Consider the following 16,391-nt stretch of genomic DNA (forward strand, 5'->3'; position numbering starts at 1 on the left):
CTCATCACAAGGAGTCATTCCATGTTTGCCGGATTCCAAAAAGACCAGCGCCACGTCAACGGTGTGGACATCAGCTACTGCAAGGGCGGCACAGGCCCCGGCCTGCTCCTGTTGCACGGGCATCCACAGACCCATGTCATCTGGCACAAGGTCGCTGAACAGTTGGCCGAACACTTCACGGTGGTCGCCGCCGACCTGCGCGGCTACGGTGACAGCAGCAAACCACCGGCCAGCGACCACCATACGAACTACTCGAAACGGGAGATGGCCCGTGACAGTGTTGCGTTGATGCAAGCCCTGGGCTTCGACGAGTTCTCGATCCTGGCCCACGACCGTGGCGCCCGGGTCGCCCATCGCCTGGCCCTGGACCACCCCAAGGCCGTGCAACGCATGGTGCTGCTGGACATCGCGCCGACACTGGCGATGTACGCCCAGACCGACGAAGCCTTCGCCCGCGCCTACTGGCACTGGTTTTTCCTGATTCGCCCGGCGCCGTTGCCGGAAAGCCTGATCGAGGCCAACCCCGAGCTCTACCTGCGCAGTGTCATGGGTAGCCGTAGCGCCGGCCTCAAGCCCTTTACCGACGAAGCCTTCGCCGAGTACCTGCGCTGCCTGAAGCTGCCGGGGGCTGCCCAAGGTGTGTGTGAAGACTACCGCGCCTCGGCCGGCATCGACCTTGAACACGATCGCGCCGACATTGTTGCCGGCAATCACCTGAACCTGCCGCTCCTGGTGCTGTGGGGCGCCGAAGGCACCGTTGGTCGCTGTTTTGATCCGCTCAAGGAATGGCAGCAGGTGGCAACCGACGTACGTGGCAAGGCCCTGCCGTCCGGCCATTACCTTGCTGAAGAGGCCCCCGAGTTGTTACTGGACGAAGCCTTGAAATTCCTGTGCTGAACGGGCATCGATGCCGCAGTGGTTGACCAAAGCGACTCGCCCAAAGGCCTTTGACTTCTACACGACTACGCCTACAGTCCCAGAGGCGAATGCTCAGGAGTCGGCCGCGTGCCGTGGGCGAAAAGGCAGGTGTATGAAGTGATACGCCAAACATGGATTTTTTGACCACTCCCGGAGACGTTATGAACAACGACGAAAAAGAACAGGAAGACAAGGCACCACAAGACGCCGTCAGCGCCAAGTTGATGGAATATGCGATCAAGGCCCGCAAGGTCTTCATCACCGGTGTGGTCGATGAGCGCATGGCCAAGGATGTCGTGCAACAGCTGCATATCCTCTCATCCATCAATGAAGACCCGATCTACGTCTTCATCAACTCACCGGGCGGCCACGTTGAATCAGGCGACATGATCTTCGACGCCATTCGCTTCATTTCAGCCCCTGTCGTCATGATCGGCTCGGGCAGTGTCGCCAGCGCCGGTGCACTGATCTACGCCGCGGCGAAAAAAGAAAATCGCTACTCGTTGCCCAACACCCGGTTCCTGCTTCACCAACCGTCAGGCGGCATCCAGGGGCCGGCGAGCAACATCGAGATCTACATGCATGAAATCGTCAAAATGAAGAAGCGCCTGGACAATATCTTCGCTCAAGCCACCGGCCAAACGGCAGAGAAAATCAGCGCCGACACCGAGCGCGACTTTTGGCTCAGTGCAGAGGAAGCGCGGGACTATGGCCTGGTCAACAAGATCATCGTGTCGGAAAAAGAGATCACGCGACCGGCCTGATCGCCCGCCGATCCGGTGTTATTCTGGCGGCTCATGCCGCCATGCGTGCTTCTCATGACCCACAACAGAAATACCGCCCCTTTGCCTGAAGACCTGCGGGTATTCCTGACGGTGATTCGCAAGGCCGGCTTCGCGGCGGCCGCCGATGAACTGGGGTTGTCCCCGGCGTACGTCAGCAAGCGCATCCAGATCCTCGAAAGCACCCTCGCCACTCGCCTGCTGCACCGCACCAGCCGGCGTGTCGCCCTGACCGAAGACGGTGAGCGAGTGCAACGCTGGGCCTTGCGCATCCTCGAAGATTTCCAGCAACTGTCCGATGAACTCGGCGACGCCCACGACAGCCCACGTGGGCGCCTGCATGTATGCAGCAGCTTCGGCTTCGGCCGCAATCACGTAGCTCCGGCGCTGTCGTTGCTCGCCGAACAGTACCCGGACCTGGAGATTCGCCTGGACCTGTTCGACCGGGTGGTGGACATCGTCAGCGAAGGTTTTGACCTGGAGATTCGCGTAGGCGATGACCTTCCCGGCCAGCACATCGGCCGCCAACTGGTAAGCAATCGCCGGGTGCTGTGCGCGGCACCTGCCTACCTGGAGCGTCGTGGCACGCCACTGCAACTGAGCGACCTGGAGCAACACGACTGTCTGGTGATCAAGGAGCGGGATAACGCCTTTGGTATCTGGAACCTGGAACGCGATGGCGTGCAAGACAATGTCCGCGTGCGCGGGCCGCTATCGTCCAACAACGGCGAAATTGTCTTGCAATGGGCATTGGACGGACGCGGCGTGTTGCTGCGTTCGATGTGGGATGTGAAGCCACTGCTGGAGCAGGGCAAGCTGGTACAGGTGCTGCATGACTACAGCCAGAGCGCCAACGTATGGGCGGTGTACCCGACACGGCTGGCACACTCTGGGAAATTGCGGGCGTGTGTGGAGTTTTTGCAGGCGCATTTCAAGGGGTTGTCGATCTGACACCCCAACCGTGAGCTGCAAGCGGTGGGTTTTCACTCCTCCACCAGGGTCTTCGAAGGAACCCGCCGACGCATGCAATACATCCATCCTCCCATGACCACCAATGCGGTTAACGGCAATCCATGGAACAAAACAATCACCTGTGCCGGCGTCCACGCCAAATAAAATGGCCCCACCAGAAGCATCCCCACACCAAAGCCCGTCATCTGAATAAGCGTCAACAGACTGAACAGCGGAAGACGCAGGGTATCCGGCTCACTTTGAGCACGGGATACCAATGCCACCTCAGCCACCCCATCCCCCAGGCCCGCCCATACGATCAGCACCAGTGCCGGCCACAGTTCGGTTTGCTGAAAGGTCAGGATAAAACCCGTCGACATCAGTGCAACCCCCGCCAGGAACAGGCGTTCCATACGTTGAATGCCACGACCTTTTAAAACGGTGCTGGCCAAGCGTGCTCCCGCAAACTTACCCAGTGCCCAGACCGCCAACAGATACCCCATGACGGTTTTCGCCGTATCAGGGTCAATGTACTGGGACAGGACGGGGAAGCCGACATTATGTGCCGCACTGCCAAGGGTATCGAGCAGGCTGATGACCAACATGGCCGCCAGCACCGGCGCCCCACGCAGTCCTCGGGTCAACTCGTGCCACTCACCGGAGAACCCCTTGCGCGCGGGCGTTGATACGGCAGAGTACAACGCTCGCAACGGGAGGATCAGGCTGGCGGCCAGCAAATACGTCACGATGTTGGCAGCAAAGACCGCTTCAAATCCCCACGTTGCGATCAGCAACCCTGACAGCAAGCTACCGAAGACTGCCCCTGTGGCAGCAGCAGAGGTGATCCAGGCATTGGTTGCCACACGCTGGTCAGGTGCTACCCACGTGGGCAGCTGGCTATTCAGCCCAATGGCAAAAAGGGAATTGCACAATCCGATGCCAAACGCGATGAAGGGCAGCACATTAAGCTGATGCTCAGGCAACAGAAACAACAGCGGCGACAGTAACAGTGCTCTGGACAGGTCCAACCCGGCCAACGCCCCACGACCGGCAAAGCGCCTGAAAAACGGGATCCCGAACACACTGGCAACGATGCCACCCACCACTCGACACGCCAGAAAAATACTGACGAACACCACGCTATGGCTGAGCCAATAAACGTAGGTGGACAGCGCAACCATGTTGAGGAACGCACCAAAATCCGAAACGCCTCTGGCAAAGATAATCAGGCGCGCGTTTCGGGTCGATAAAGCCATCATGAGCCGGTAAAGAGCATAAACACCCCATCCATTTGGTGAGTCCCCGACGGAGTCGGGCTGCTGAGTTGAGCACACACCTTGACACGAAACGGATGAATATCAATCCCTGCCGTGATGGGCAGCGTGTCAGTTAAGCCAGGGGTTGGCCGCCAGGTGTTCACGCTCGAACGCCTTAATCTGCTCACGGCGCTGCAACGTCGTGCCAATCGCATCCAGCCCCAGCAGCAATGCGGTCTTGCGCAGGGCATCAATCTGGAACGGGATCGCCTGGCCACCCTCCAACCGAATCATCTGCCCTTCCAGATCCACACTGATCTGCGCCTGGTCCGGCTGGCTGACAGTCCGCCCGAGGTGCTGCAACACCGCCTCTTCCAATGTAATCAACAACACCCCGTTACGCTGGCAGTTGTCATAGAAAATCCCGGCAAAACTGCTGCCGATCAGCGCCCGGATGCCCATCTGCTTCAGCCCCCAGACTGCATGCTCACGGCTGGAGCCACAGCCGAAGTTCGGCCCCACCACCATAAAGCTCGCGCCTTGCCAGCCGGGCTGGTTCAAGACGAAAGCGGGGTTAAGTTCGCCCGAGGGCAGGAAGCGCAAATCAAAGAACAACCCACGGTCCAGGCCATTGCGGTCGATCCCCTTGAGGAACTGCTTGGGCATGATCACATCGGTGTCGATATTGGCTGCCAACATCGGCGCAGCCTTGCCGGTGACTATGGTGAAGGGTTGCAGGCTCATATGCGGTCTCCAAAGTGGCGAATATCCGTCAGGCGCCCGGTAATGGCCGCCGCCGCGACCATCGCCGGGCTCATCAGGTGGGTGCGGGCGCCCGCCCCTTGGCGGCCTTCAAAGTTGCGGTTGGTGCTGGAGGCGCAACGGTCGCCCGGTTCCAGCACGTCGTCGTTCATGGCCAGGCACATCGAGCAACCCGACTGGCGCCATTCAAAACCGGCGTCGATAAAGATCGCCGCCAGGCCTTCGGCTTCGGCCTGGTCGCGTACTTGCGTGGAGCCGGGGACGATCATGGCCCGTACGTGTTCGGCCACGTGCTTGCCACGTACTACGCTCGCGGCATCGCGCAGGTCTTCGATCCGTGCGTTGGTGCAGGAGCCGATAAAGGCGTGGCTGATGATGATTTCATTCAGCGGCATGCCGGGTTCCAGGCCCATGTAGTTCAGGGCGCGGCGCATGTCCTGGCGCTGGATCAGGTCGCTGACGTCTTGCGGGTCGGGTACTCGGGCGCCAATCGGCGCAGTCTGGTCGGGGCTGGTCCCCCAGGTGACCATGGGCTCCAGGGCGCTGGCGTCCAGTTCGACTTCACGGTCGAACACCGCGTCATCGTCACTGTGCAGCTTGCGCCACTCCAGCAGCGCCCGCTCCCACAACGCGCCCTTCGGAGCCCGTGGTTTGCCCTTGAGGTAGGCGAAGACTTTCTCGTCCGGTGCCATGAATGCACCCCGCGCCCCGGCTTCCACCGCCATGTTGCAGATGGTCATGCGCGCTTCGACGCTCAAGGCATCGATGGTCGAGCCGCGAAACTCGATGGCATAACCCGTGGCGCCGGAGGCGCCGATCTTGCCGATCAGCGCCATGATCACATCCTTGGACGTCAGGCCCGCAGCCAGTTTGCCGTCCACTGTCACCCGCAGACTTTTCAGGCGTTTGTAGACCAGCGTTTGCGAGGCCAGCAAATGCTCGATTTCCGAAGTGCCGATACCAAAACCGAACGCTCCAAGCGCACCGTAAGTAGTGGTGTGACTGTCGCCGGCGGCGATCACCATGCCCGGCAGGATAAAGCCCTGCTCCGGAGCGATCACGTGCTCGATGCCCTGGCGCTTGTCGAGGATATCCAGCAGCTCTATGCCGAAGTCCCGGCAGTTTTCCGCCAGGTAGGACACTTGTCGCGCACCGCCCGGGTCGGGCATCGCGGCAATACGCTTGGGCGCGGTAGGGTTCACATGGTCGACCACCGCCAGCGCCGTACCCGGGCGCCACACGTCCCGGCCCGCTTCACGCAAACCACTGAAGGCCTGGGGGCTGGTGTATTCGTTGATCACCTGGCGGTCGATATACAGCAGCACATGGCCCTGGTCATCGAGGCGGCACACCGTATGGGAATCGATGTGTTTGTCATACAGGGTTCGGGCAGAAGTCATCAGGGCGCTCGCTTAACGGTATGACTCCATCATAGGCAGCACCCGAGCCCCATCAATCCCGACACGGTGATGGCTCAGAACATGTTTCGTGTTCGATGAAGGCCAATTTGAAACATTTGCTTTCATATGCAGCTTAGGGTTTTGCAAGGCTCATCCGTCTTAACTTGAATACAGCCGATCGCGTCAGCAAAAGCTACGACCGGCCTTTTCCGGGCCTGCACTGCCCCTCCGATCAAGACCCTCACTCACATGTCGAAGAAGTCACGCTCGAAAATCTGGTTTCTCGTCCACAGTTGGCTGGCATTGCCCATCTGGTTCTTTGTACTGATCGTCTGCGTCACCGGGACCCTGGCGGTGGTCAGCCAGGAAATCGTCTGGCTGGCCAACCCCGACGTGCGCGCCAGCAAACCCTCGGACGACGCCGAACTGCTCAGCTATGACCAGGTGATCGCCGCCATCAAGCGCGCCGAACCCCGGGTGATCGTCGAATCCCTCAGCCGCCCGGACGAATCGCACTTCGCCCTGAGTGTCGACCTCAGTTATCCCGACGGGCGTTCCCTGGAGGTCTACGTCAACCCGTACACCGGGGTGATTCAGGGCATCAGCCCCTCCTTCAACTTCAAGGCGTTCACCCGGGCCTTGCACGGCTGGTGGCTGGTGCCCTTCACCAATGGCTATAGCTGGGGCTGGTACCTGGTCTCGTTGCTGGGCTTGCCGCTCCTGGTTTCGCTGATCACCGGGCTTGTGGTCTACAAGCGTTTCTGGAAAGGCTTTTTCAAACCGACCCTGCGCATCAAACATGGGGCGCGGATCTTCTGGGGCGACTTCCACCGCTTGAGCGGCATCTGGTCGATCTGGTTTATCGCGGTGATTTCCATCACCGGCACCTGGTTCCTGATCCAGGCAATCCTGTTCGACAACCAGATCACCATTTCCAGCGAACCCATCGTGCCGGTGATCACCCGTGACAAAGTGCCAATGTCCAGCCCTGGCGTGCCCTCGCCGATGATCCCCCTGGACGACGCCATCAGCATCGCCACCCAGCGTATTCCCGGGCTGGAAGCCAGTTTCATCAGCCTGCCAAGCACCGCCTACAGCCACCTGCGCATTGGCGGACGTGGCTGGTACCCATTGATGTTCCAGACCGCCGAAATCAACCCCTACAACGGCGAAATCGCGGCCTCGCACCTGCTCTCGGACCGCTCGGGCCTGGAGTTCGTCACCGAATCCATGCGACCGCTGCACACCGGTGATTTTGGCGGGATCTGGATCAAGCTGATCTGGTTCTTCTTCGGCCTGGTGCTGAGCATGATGGTCTTGAGCGGGCTGTTGATCTGGAGCAAGCGCACGGCGTTGGCCACCCTGCATGCGCTCAAACGCAACGCCAAGGCTGCACCGCAATCGATTCCGGCCCTGCAGACCGACACCCTGGAGGGCAACCGATGAGCAAGGCGACTGCCGCTGCGCCACCCTCGCCGCTACGGGCCCTTTGGCTCAAATGGCGTTTCCACATCAATATCCTGCTGTTGCTGGTGCCCCTGGGATTCATGCCCAAGTACTTTGCCGACGCGGCCCTGTTTCGTGGCGACAGCGGCCTGGGCGAGCGGGAAGTCGGCGAGGTGCAGGTCGGCCCCTGGAGCCTGAAACTGGCCGAGCTGCGCAACGAAGCCCCACGACCCGACCCCGCGGGCTATATGAAAGCCTTCAACGCCGCCCTGTGCGCCAACTGTGGTGATCAGGTCAAGGCCACCTACCTGCGCATCGGCAAACCCCGCAGCTTGCGCGCCGCCGGGGTGATTTTCTTCGGCACGCCGTACCGCATGGGTGCCGTGCTGCCGATTCCGGAACGTACACCGGCCGACGCCGAACTGTGGATCACCATGGAAGGCTGGGACGGTGCCATGCACCAGGCCGCCATTCCCTTGAGCCAGGCCTCCCCCGCCACCATCGTCTGGCTGAACAAACGAGGAATCAAACCATGACTTTTTTGCGCCTGACCCGCGCCTGTGGCGCGCTGCTGCTCTGCGCCGGTTTCAGTAGTGTTGCGCTGGCCCATAACCCGATGTGCGAATGCAAGGAGATCGCCGGCGAGCAAATCAAGTGCACCGGCGGCTTTTCCGATGGCAGCGGCGCGCCCGGCGTGACCCTCGACGTGATTGGCTACGACGAAACCATCCTGGTGCCTGGCAAACTGGGAGAGGACTCCACCTTGACCTTCAAGAAACCGGCCGCCGAGTTCTACGTGCTGTTTGATGCCGGCCCCGGCCACGTTGTCGAGATCGACCAAGCGGATATCCAGGCGCCATGAGTCGCACGACCCAAGTAGTCCGCCCGGCCGGTGCCGGGCACGAAACCCTCTACGTGTTGCTGTTGTGCCTGATCATCCTCGCGGTGGCCGCAACGGTGGTGGCGCTACGCGGCGAAAGCCAGGAAGTGGCCGCTGTGCCCAGCCACCAACTGGACGCCCGCCGCGACCTGAGCGCCGCCGAACAAGGCATCTATGCCGACCTGCGAGTGACCCTGGATGAAATCCACCTGCTGCAGCAGGAACACAGCACCCTGCCCACCCCGGCACACCTGGCCGAGGAAGGCTTTGCGCCCTTCGCCCAGGACGCCAGTTCGGTGAGCCGTGGCAACCATCGCTGGCAGTTGCTGGCGCCGTCGGCCTACCTGGGCCTGAGCGAAACGCCGCAGGCCAGTGGATCATTCCTGATGCGTATCAGCGGTACCGAGCCGGATATCTGGCTCAACCGTCGCGCCACTCTTGCAGCCCCCTCCGACTTCACTGACCAGGCCCTGATCGACGCCGGCTGGCAGCAGGTGGTCGCACAATTCGATGCCGGCGTCACGCGCCAACATCGTCACTGAATTCACGCGGTATCCGAGAGCTGACCATGTCTATTTCATCGCCATTACTGCGCCTGCTGCTGGTGGGCTTGTTCACCGTACTGCTGGCCCCGCTTGCCAGTGCAGAACAAGGCAAACGCCTGCGCATCGGCATCACCCTGCATCCCTATTACAGCTACGTGAGCAATATCGTCGGCGACAAGGCCGAGGTGGTGCCGCTGATTCCGGCCGGTTTCAACCCCCATGCCTATGAGCCACGGGCCGAAGACATCAAGCGCATCGGCAGCCTGGATGTGATCGTGCTCAATGGCGTCGGCCATGATGATTTCGCCGACCGCATGATCGCCACCAGTGAGCGTCCGGACATCCCGGTGATCGAAGCCAACGCCAACGTACCGTTGCTGGCCGCCACCGGCAACGCCGCGCGCGGGGCCGGCAAGGTGGTCAACCCTCACACGTTCCTGTCCATCAGCGCCTCGATTGCCCAGGTCAACAACATCGCCCGGGAGCTGGGCAAACTCGACCCGGACAACGCCAAGACCTACACCCAGAACGCCCGCGCCTATGGCAAGCGCCTGCGCCAGATGCGCGCCGACGCCCTGGCCAAGCTGACCCGCGCACCGAATGCCGACCTGAGGGTCGCGACGGTACACGCCGCTTATGACTACCTGCTGCGCGAATTTGGCCTGGAAGTCACCGCCGTGGTCGAACCCGCCCACGGCATCGAACCGAGCCCCAGCCAGTTGAAAAAAACCATCGACCAACTGCGGGAGCTGGACGTGAAGGTGATCTTCTCCGAGATGGACTTCCCGTCCAGCTACGTCGACACCATCCAGCGCGAATCCGGGGTCAAGCTGTACCCGCTGTCGCATATTTCCTATGGCGACTACAGCGCTGAAAAGTACGAAGTGGAAATGACCGGCAACCTCAACACCGTGGTCCGGGCGATTCAGGAGTCAGGCGCATGACGGCAGCGGAACATCTGCACGTGGCCAGCGTTGGCCCGACCCTGGAATTCAACACCGTCTCGCTGACCCTCGGTCGTACCACGATCCTCGATGCCGTGAGTTTTCAGGTAGCGCCGGGCAGCATCCACGCGCTGGTCGGCCCCAACGGCGGTGGCAAAAGCTCGCTGATCAAGACCCTGTTGGGGCAAACGCCACACCAGGGGCAACTGAGCCTGCACTGGCCGAGCACACCCGGCACCATCGGTTATGTGCCCCAGGCCCTGGAATTTGACCGGGGCCTGCCAATGACCGTCGACGACTTCATGGCCGCCATGTGTCAGCGCCGCCCGGCCTTCCTCGGCCTGTCCCGGCATTACGCCGAGGCCATCGGCGCAGCACTGGAACGAGTCGGCATGCAGGACAAACGCAAACGGCGCATGGGCGCACTGTCCGGCGGTGAACGCCAGCGAGTGCTACTGGCTCAAGGGCTGATTCCAGCACCGCAGTTGCTGGTGCTGGATGAGCCGATGTCGGCCCTCGACGAGGCCGGCATTCAGGTGTTCGAACGACTGTTGAGCGACTGGCGCCAGGCCGGAATCACCGTGCTGTGGATCGAGCATGACCTGGAAGCCGTCGGTCGCCTGGCCGACCGCGTCACCGGCCTGAACCGCCGCGTGCTGTTCGACGCCACGCCGAAAGAAGCGCTGACGCCGGATCGCCTGCTGACCTTATTCTCCACCCACCCACGGAGCCCGGCCTTATGAGCTACGAAGCCTTTCGCCTGATGGTCCAGGGTTGGGCGTCTTCCGGGTATCTGCCGGAAGCCCTGGCCTATGGGTTTGTGGTCAACGCGTTGCTGGCCGGGCTGTTGATCGGCCCGGTGCTCGGCGGCCTGGGCACCCTGGTGGTGGTCAAGCGCTTTGCGTTCTTCTCCGAAGCCGTCGGCCATGCCGCACTGACGGGTGTGGCCGTGGGCATTCTGTTGGGAGAACCCTACACCGGGCCCTATGGCAGCCTGTTCGGCTACTGCCTGCTGTTCGGCATCCTGCTTAACTACCTGCGCAATCGCACGGGGTTGGCGCCCGACACCTTGATCGGCGTGTTCCTTTCGGTGTCCCTGGCCCTGGGGGCAAGCCTGCTGTTGATCCTCGCAGGCAAGATCAACGTACACATCCTGGAGAACGTGCTGTTTGGCTCGGTCTTGACGGTCAATGGCAATGACCTTTTGGTGCTGGCGATTGTCGGTTCCCTGGTGATGGCCCTGGCCTTGCCGTTGTATAACCGCATCATGCTGGCCAGCTTCAACCCGCAACTGGCGGCGGTGCGCGGGGTGGCGGTGAAGACCCTGGATTATCTGTTTGTGATCCTGGTGACGTTGATCACCGTGGCGGCGGTCAAGGTCATCGGTGCGATTCTGGTGGGTGCCCTGCTGGTGATTCCTGCGGCGGCGGCGCGCTTGTTGAGCCAGTCACTCAAGGGGTTTTTCTGGATCTCGGTGGCGATCGCCACCGTCAGCACCCTGTGCGGAATCTTGCTGCCAATCATCTTCGACCTGCCCATCCCGTCCGGTGCCGCGATCATTCTGGTTGCCGGTATCGCCTTCGCCCTCGCCGCCATCGCGCGCGGCACGGTCCCCAGCTTGAAAGGGAATCTCGGATAATGCGCCCCGTTCTACGTCCACTGGCCCTGGCCATCGTCTGCCTGATCACAACGCCTCTTTTTGCGGCAGAAGGGATCACCCCCCGGCAGAGCACCCTCAAGGCAATCAAACCGGTGAAAGTCCTGGCCGCCCTGCCGATTACCTACGGCTTGGCGCAGGTGTTGCTCAAGGGTACCGATCTCACCCTTGAGCGCGCGGCACCGGCCAACTTGCCCGGCTCGCGGCAAACGGCCTACTTCACCGGGCGCGGGGCTGCAGCCCTGCACACCCTGGCACTGGATGCCGATGCGGCCATCGGCCTGCGTTCGTTATGGCCGGACGACCCGCTGTATCCGGTCGCCCGGCGCAGCAATATCCGCATCGTTGAAGTGGACGCTGCGCGGCCGGTGGATGGTGGTTTGCCGGGGATCGCGGTGCAGCCGGGCTCAACCGATGGGCTGAATAGCCAGCCGTGGCAGGCGAGCAACAATATGGGACGCATGGCGGATGTGATGGCGGCTGACCTGAGCCGCCTGGCGCCCGGGGCCAAGTCGCAGATTGACGCCAATCTGGCGAACCTCAAGCAGCGTCTGCTCAAGCTCACCGCTGACAGCGAGGCGCGGCTGGCCAAGGCGGATAATGTGAGTGTGGTCAGCTTGAGTGATCATTTGGGTTATCTGGTCAGTGGGTTGAACCTGGAGTTGGTCAGTGTTGATGCACGGGCTGATTCGGAGTGGACGCCTGAAGCGCTACAGCAGTTGAGTGCCGACTTGAAGGAGAACGACGTGCCGGTGGTGATGCATCATCGCCAGCCCGGCGACGCGGTGAAAGCGGCGATTAGTGCGGGGGGCTCGCAGTTGCTGGTGCTGGGTACCGATGGGGCGGATCCGGTGGCAGAGCTGGAAGGGAATGTGGACCAGGTACTCAAGGCGCTGGCACCTTGATCATCAGGGGGGCCGGGTTCGTCAAAAGCCCCCCGCCTGCCGCAAACGATATTCCCCCGGCGTCACCCCCGCATACCGTTGAAAGAATCGACTGAAATACCCAGGATCCTTAAACCCCAGCTGATAACAGATTTCATTGGCCGAACCACCGGTAAACAGCAACAACCGCTTCGCCTCCTGCATCACCCGTTCCAGCACCAACCGCTTCGACGGCAAATCAGCAATCCTCCGGCACACCTCATTCAGCCGCGCCTCCGTCACACCCACACCCTGCGCATACCGTGACAACGGCCAATGCTGCAGATAGTGGTCCTCGATCAGCTCATTAAACCGATGAAAAATTCGCAAATCCTCATGCCGCGCCGGCCGTGCCTCCAGCGAATTGGCACACAACCTCAACAACCCCACCATGATCAACCGCGTCAAACTTTCCAGAGCCGCCGCCCTTCCCGGCCCACTGCCATTGATCTCCCCATAGAGCGCCTCAAACAACCACTCAAGCCGCTCGGCCTCAGCCTGAAACCGCGGTGCCAACGCCACACATGCCGCCGATAATTGCGGTCCCGGCGCAAGACTGGGATCGGCATCGATCAACGCCCACACCAACTGCTGTCGCACCGTCAGCACATGCCCGTCCGCATCCGCCTCCGTGACAAAGGCATGGGCCACTGTCGGTGGCGTGAGGAAAAACATCGGCCCCGACTCCAGGTACTGCTGGTCATCCAGATACACCCGCACCGCGCCGCTCTTCACGTAGTGCACCTGGAAAAACCGGTCATGCCGATGCACGGGCATGTTGCGACCGAAAAAACCCGCCAGGTTGCCCAGCTTGTCGTAATGCACATCGGCATCGCTGTAACGCTGATCGTAGACCTGCCCGATGTTGATATTGGGGATCGGCTTCACGGTGTGCTCGTTATTGTTTTTGGGTGCCTGGGATTTTGCCACGCTTGACGGTAGTTAACATATTAATTATAACGTTAATACATTAACGAACTGCCTATGGAGCAGTCGCCACCGCCAGGAGAAACCCATGAGCCGTATCCTGCATGATGTTGCCAACGGCACCCTGTTCGGCGTTGCGCTGAACTACCAGGGGTTGCTGGAACAACATCTCGCCGCCTTCCAACAGGCGCCGTACCAGAAGCCTCCGGTCAAGCCGGTGCTGTTCATCAAGACGCCCAATACCCGCAATGGCCATGACGGCGTGGTGGTTCACCCTCAGGGCGAACGCCTGCAACCCGGCCCAGCGCTGGGAGTCGTGATCGGCAAGAGTGCCAGCCGGGTCAGCGCGCAAAATGCCATGGCGCATGTGGCCGGCTACACCATCGTCAATGAGTTCAGCCTGCCGGAAGACAGCTACTACCGCCCCGCCGTGAAAGCCAAATGCCGGGACGGTTTCTGCGCGCTGGGTCCTGAACTGGTCAGCCGCGAGCAGGTCGCCAACCCCAATCAATTGAGCGTGAAACTGTTCGTCAACGGCGAACTGCGCCAGCAAAACTCCACGGCCAACTGGGTGCGCGACATTCCTCAATTGATCGCCGAGATCAGCGAGTTCATGACCCTGCACGAAGGCGATGTGCTGATCACCGGCACGCCTGAAGGCCGCGTGGATGTGCTGCCCGGTGACACCGTTGAAGTCGAGATCAGCGGCCTGGGTCGCCTGGTCAACCACATCAAGGCCGAGGAGTTGTCATGAAACACGCCCGTATCCGCTTTGAAGGCGCCGTCCACCAAGTCCTTGTCGAAACCCATCACGCCGTACGCCTGCAAGACGGTCGCCTGCTGGCCGAAGACCAGGTCGAGTGGCTGCCGCCGGCCACCGGCAGCATGTTCGCCCTGGGCCTGAACTACGCCGACCACGCCGCCGAGCTGGCCTTCAAGCCGCCCACCGAGCCGCTGGCATTTATCAAGTCGCCGGGCACTTACACCGGCCACAACCAGACCACCTGGCGCCCGGACAATGTCGCCTACATGCATTACGAGTGCGAACTGGTGGCGGTCATCGGCAAACCGGCGCGCAACGTCAAGCGTGAAGACGCCCTGGATTACCTGGCCGGCTACACGGTGTGCAACGACTACGCGATCCGCGACTACCTGGAAAACTACTACCGCCCCAACCTGCGGGTGAAGAACCGCGACGCCACGACGCCGGTCGGCCCGTGGATCGTTGATGTGTCGGACGTGCCCGACCCAAGCAACCTGAAACTGCGCACCTGGATCAACGGCGAGCTGCGCCAGGAAGGCAGCACCCGGGACATGATTTTCGACATCCCCTACCTGATCGAATACCTGTCCAGCTTCATGACCCTGCAACCCGGCGACATGATCGCCACCGGCACGCCCGAAGGCCTGGCCGATGTGGTGCCCGGCGATGAAGTCATCGTGGAAGTCGAAGGCGTGGGCCGCCTGGTCAATCGAATTGTCAGCGAAACGGAGTTCTTCTCCGTGCGAAAAGAGGCTTGAGCAAGATGATCAAACACTGGATCAACGGCCGCGAGGTCGAAAGCAAAGACGTGTTCGTCAACTACAACCCGGCCACCGGCGAGGCCATCGGCGAAGTCGCCAGCGGCGGCGCCGAGGAAGTCGCCCAGGCGGTCGCGGCAGCCAAGGAGGCCTTTCCGAAGTGGGCCAATACCCCGGCCAAGGAGCGGGCGCGGTTGATGCGCAAGCTCGGCGAATTGATCGAGCAGAACGTACCGCACCTGGCCGAACTGGAAACCCTGGACACCGGCCTGCCGATCCATCAGACCAAGAACGTGCTGATTCCACGGGCCTCGCACAATTTCGATTTCTTCGCGGAAGTCTGCACCCGCATGGATGGCCACAGCTATCCGGTGGACGACCAGATGCTCAACTACACCCTGTATCAACCCGTCGGCGTTTGCGCCCTGGTGTCGCCCTGGAACGTGCCGTTCATGACCGCCACCTGGAAAACCGCACCGTGCCTGGCCCTGGGCAACACGGCGGTGCTGAAGATGTCGGAGCTGTCGCCGCTGACCGCCAATGAACTGGGGCGCCTGGCGGTGGAAGCAGGGATTCCCAATGGCGTGCTCAACGTGATCCAGGGCTATGGCGCCACCGCCGGCGATGCCCTGGTGCGCCATCCTGATGTGCGGGCGATTTCCTTCACCGGCGGCACCGCCACCGGCAAGAAGATCATGCAGACCGCCGGTTTGAAAAAGTACTCGATGGAACTGGGCGGCAAATCGCCGGTGCTGATTTTCGAAGACGCCGACCTGGAACGCGCCCTCGACGCGGCGCTGTTCACGATCTTTTCGCTGAACGGTGAGCGGTGCACCGCCGGTAGCCGGATTTTCATTCAGGAAAGCGTTTACCCGCAGTTCATCGCCGAATTTGCCGCGCGCGCCAAGCGCCTGATCGTCGGTGACCCGCAAGACCCGAAGACCCAAGTCGGCTCGATGATCACCCAGGCCCACTATGACAAAGTCACCGGCTACATCAAGATCGGTATTGAGGAAGGCGCCACCCTGCTCGCGGGCGGCCTGGAGCGTCCGGTAAACCTGCCGGCGCACCTGGCCCGTGGCCAATTCATCCAGCCGACGGTATTTGCCGATGTGAACAACAAGATGCGCATTGCCCAGGAAGAAATCTTCGGGCCGGTGGTGTGCCTGATCCCGTTCAAGGACGAAGCCGAAGCGCTGCAACTGGCCAATGACACCGAATATGGCCTGGCGTCTTATATCTGGACCCAGGACATCGGCAAGGCCCATCGGCTGGCCCGTGGCATCGAAGCAGGGATGGTGTTTATCAACAGCCAGAACGTGCGCGACCTGCGTCAGCCGTTCGGCGGGGTCAAAGGTTCCGGGACTGGCCGCGAAGGCGGTCAGTACAGTTTTGAAGTGTTTGCCGAGATCAAGAACGTGTGTATCTCCATGGGCAGCCATCACATTCCACGCTGGGGCGTGTAGCTGCCGAGGTCCC

Annotated in this window: 18 protein-coding genes; 14 read left to right on the forward strand and 4 right to left on the reverse strand. The window is 61.4% G+C overall.

The annotated features are described in order from the left end of the window. Window positions 1-21: 21 nt before the first annotated feature. From GNF76_RS26955 to GNF76_RS26965, 3 genes are all read left to right on the forward strand, one after another. On the forward strand, window positions 22-897 hold the full coding sequence (locus GNF76_RS26955) for an alpha/beta fold hydrolase (protein WP_155586107.1): 876 nt from the start codon (window positions 22-24) through the stop codon (window positions 895-897). A 182-nt stretch (window positions 898-1,079) separates the two neighbouring features. Then, a complete protein-coding gene (locus tag GNF76_RS26960; RefSeq protein ID WP_155586108.1) occupies window positions 1,080-1,682 on the forward strand; it encodes an ATP-dependent Clp protease proteolytic subunit in 603 nt (200 codons plus the stop codon). Between the two features lie 54 nt (window positions 1,683-1,736). Continuing rightward, window positions 1,737-2,651 (forward strand): LysR substrate-binding domain-containing protein, encoded by a 915-nt coding sequence (locus tag GNF76_RS26965; protein WP_218585313.1) that lies wholly within the window; start codon window positions 1,737-1,739, stop codon window positions 2,649-2,651. A gap of 32 nt (window positions 2,652-2,683) precedes the next feature. Here GNF76_RS26965 and GNF76_RS26970 read toward each other — a convergent pair whose 3' ends face one another. The 3 genes from GNF76_RS26970 to leuC all read right to left on the reverse strand — a co-directional run bounded on the left by GNF76_RS26970 (window position 2,684) and on the right by leuC (window position 6,069). Then, on the reverse strand, window positions 2,684-3,907 hold the full coding sequence (locus GNF76_RS26970) for an MFS transporter (RefSeq protein WP_218585314.1): 1,224 nt from the start codon (window positions 3,905-3,907) through the stop codon (window positions 2,684-2,686). 129 nt (window positions 3,908-4,036) lie between these two features. Then, window positions 4,037-4,651, reverse strand: a complete 615-nt coding sequence (leuD, locus tag GNF76_RS26975) for a 3-isopropylmalate dehydratase small subunit (protein ID WP_155586110.1) — start codon at window positions 4,649-4,651, stop codon at window positions 4,037-4,039. Then, window positions 4,648-6,069 carry a 3-isopropylmalate dehydratase large subunit gene (gene leuC / locus GNF76_RS26980; protein ID WP_155586111.1) on the reverse strand — a complete coding sequence of 474 codons (1,422 nt, stop codon included), beginning with the start codon at window positions 6,067-6,069 and terminating at the stop codon, window positions 4,648-4,650. Before leuC ends, leuD begins: the two co-directional genes overlap by 4 nt. Before the next feature lie 249 nt (window positions 6,070-6,318). Between leuC and GNF76_RS26985 the strand changes: the two genes are divergently transcribed. From GNF76_RS26985 to GNF76_RS27020, 8 genes are read left to right on the forward strand one after another with little or no spacing between them, the layout of a single operon-like run. Next, the gene (locus tag GNF76_RS26985) at window positions 6,319-7,515 is read left to right on the forward strand and encodes a PepSY-associated TM helix domain-containing protein (RefSeq protein WP_155586112.1); all 1,197 of its coding nucleotides are present in this window, start codon (window positions 6,319-6,321) and stop codon (window positions 7,513-7,515) included. Beyond that, the gene (locus GNF76_RS26990) at window positions 7,512-8,051 is read left to right on the forward strand and encodes a thiamine pyrophosphate-binding protein (protein ID WP_155586113.1); all 540 of its coding nucleotides are present in this window, start codon (window positions 7,512-7,514) and stop codon (window positions 8,049-8,051) included. The genes GNF76_RS26985 and GNF76_RS26990 overlap by 4 nt, the downstream gene beginning before the upstream one ends. Continuing rightward, the gene (locus GNF76_RS26995; protein ID WP_155586114.1) at window positions 8,048-8,377 is read left to right on the forward strand and encodes a hypothetical protein; all 330 of its coding nucleotides are present in this window, start codon (window positions 8,048-8,050) and stop codon (window positions 8,375-8,377) included. The genes GNF76_RS26990 and GNF76_RS26995 overlap by 4 nt, the downstream gene beginning before the upstream one ends. After that, a complete protein-coding gene (locus tag GNF76_RS27000) occupies window positions 8,374-8,937 on the forward strand; it encodes a DUF6162 family protein (protein ID WP_155586115.1) in 564 nt (187 codons plus the stop codon). The genes GNF76_RS26995 and GNF76_RS27000 overlap by 4 nt, the downstream gene beginning before the upstream one ends. 26 nt (window positions 8,938-8,963) lie before the next feature. Continuing rightward, window positions 8,964-9,884 (forward strand): metal ABC transporter substrate-binding protein, encoded by a 921-nt coding sequence (locus tag GNF76_RS27005; protein ID WP_155586116.1) that lies wholly within the window; start codon window positions 8,964-8,966, stop codon window positions 9,882-9,884. Continuing rightward, a complete protein-coding gene (locus GNF76_RS27010; protein WP_155586117.1) occupies window positions 9,881-10,627 on the forward strand; it encodes a metal ABC transporter ATP-binding protein in 747 nt (248 codons plus the stop codon). Before GNF76_RS27005 ends, GNF76_RS27010 begins: the two co-directional genes overlap by 4 nt. Next, window positions 10,624-11,523 (forward strand): metal ABC transporter permease, encoded by a 900-nt coding sequence (locus GNF76_RS27015; RefSeq protein WP_154745824.1) that lies wholly within the window; start codon window positions 10,624-10,626, stop codon window positions 11,521-11,523. The genes GNF76_RS27010 and GNF76_RS27015 overlap by 4 nt, the downstream gene beginning before the upstream one ends. After that, on the forward strand, window positions 11,523-12,446 hold the full coding sequence (locus GNF76_RS27020; protein WP_155586118.1) for a metal ABC transporter solute-binding protein, Zn/Mn family: 924 nt from the start codon (window positions 11,523-11,525) through the stop codon (window positions 12,444-12,446). Before GNF76_RS27015 ends, GNF76_RS27020 begins: the two co-directional genes overlap by 1 nt. Before the next feature lie 21 nt (window positions 12,447-12,467). On the opposite strand, the gene hpaA is transcribed toward GNF76_RS27020, so the two are convergent. Continuing rightward, window positions 12,468-13,352 (reverse strand): 4-hydroxyphenylacetate catabolism regulatory protein HpaA, encoded by an 885-nt coding sequence (hpaA, locus tag GNF76_RS27025; RefSeq protein WP_178123615.1) that lies wholly within the window; start codon window positions 13,350-13,352, stop codon window positions 12,468-12,470. A 127-nt stretch (window positions 13,353-13,479) separates the two neighbouring features. Here hpaA and GNF76_RS27030 point away from each other — a divergent pair, with 127 nt between their 5' ends. From GNF76_RS27030 to hpaE, 3 genes are read left to right on the forward strand one after another with little or no spacing between them, the layout of a single operon-like run. Next, a complete protein-coding gene (locus GNF76_RS27030; RefSeq protein WP_155586119.1) occupies window positions 13,480-14,145 on the forward strand; it encodes a fumarylacetoacetate hydrolase family protein in 666 nt (221 codons plus the stop codon). Further along, a complete protein-coding gene (locus tag GNF76_RS27035) occupies window positions 14,142-14,912 on the forward strand; it encodes a fumarylacetoacetate hydrolase family protein (protein ID WP_155586120.1) in 771 nt (256 codons plus the stop codon). The genes GNF76_RS27030 and GNF76_RS27035 overlap by 4 nt, the downstream gene beginning before the upstream one ends. 5 nt (window positions 14,913-14,917) lie before the next feature. Next, window positions 14,918-16,378, forward strand: coding sequence for a 5-carboxymethyl-2-hydroxymuconate semialdehyde dehydrogenase (hpaE, locus tag GNF76_RS27040; RefSeq protein ID WP_155586121.1), 1,461 nt, complete (start codon window positions 14,918-14,920; stop codon window positions 16,376-16,378). Window positions 16,379-16,391: the final 13 nt, after the last annotated feature.

Origin of the sequence: Pseudomonas spelaei (assembly GCF_009724245.1) — a bacterium.
Lineage (GTDB): Bacteria > Pseudomonadota > Gammaproteobacteria > Pseudomonadales > Pseudomonadaceae > Aquipseudomonas > Aquipseudomonas spelaei.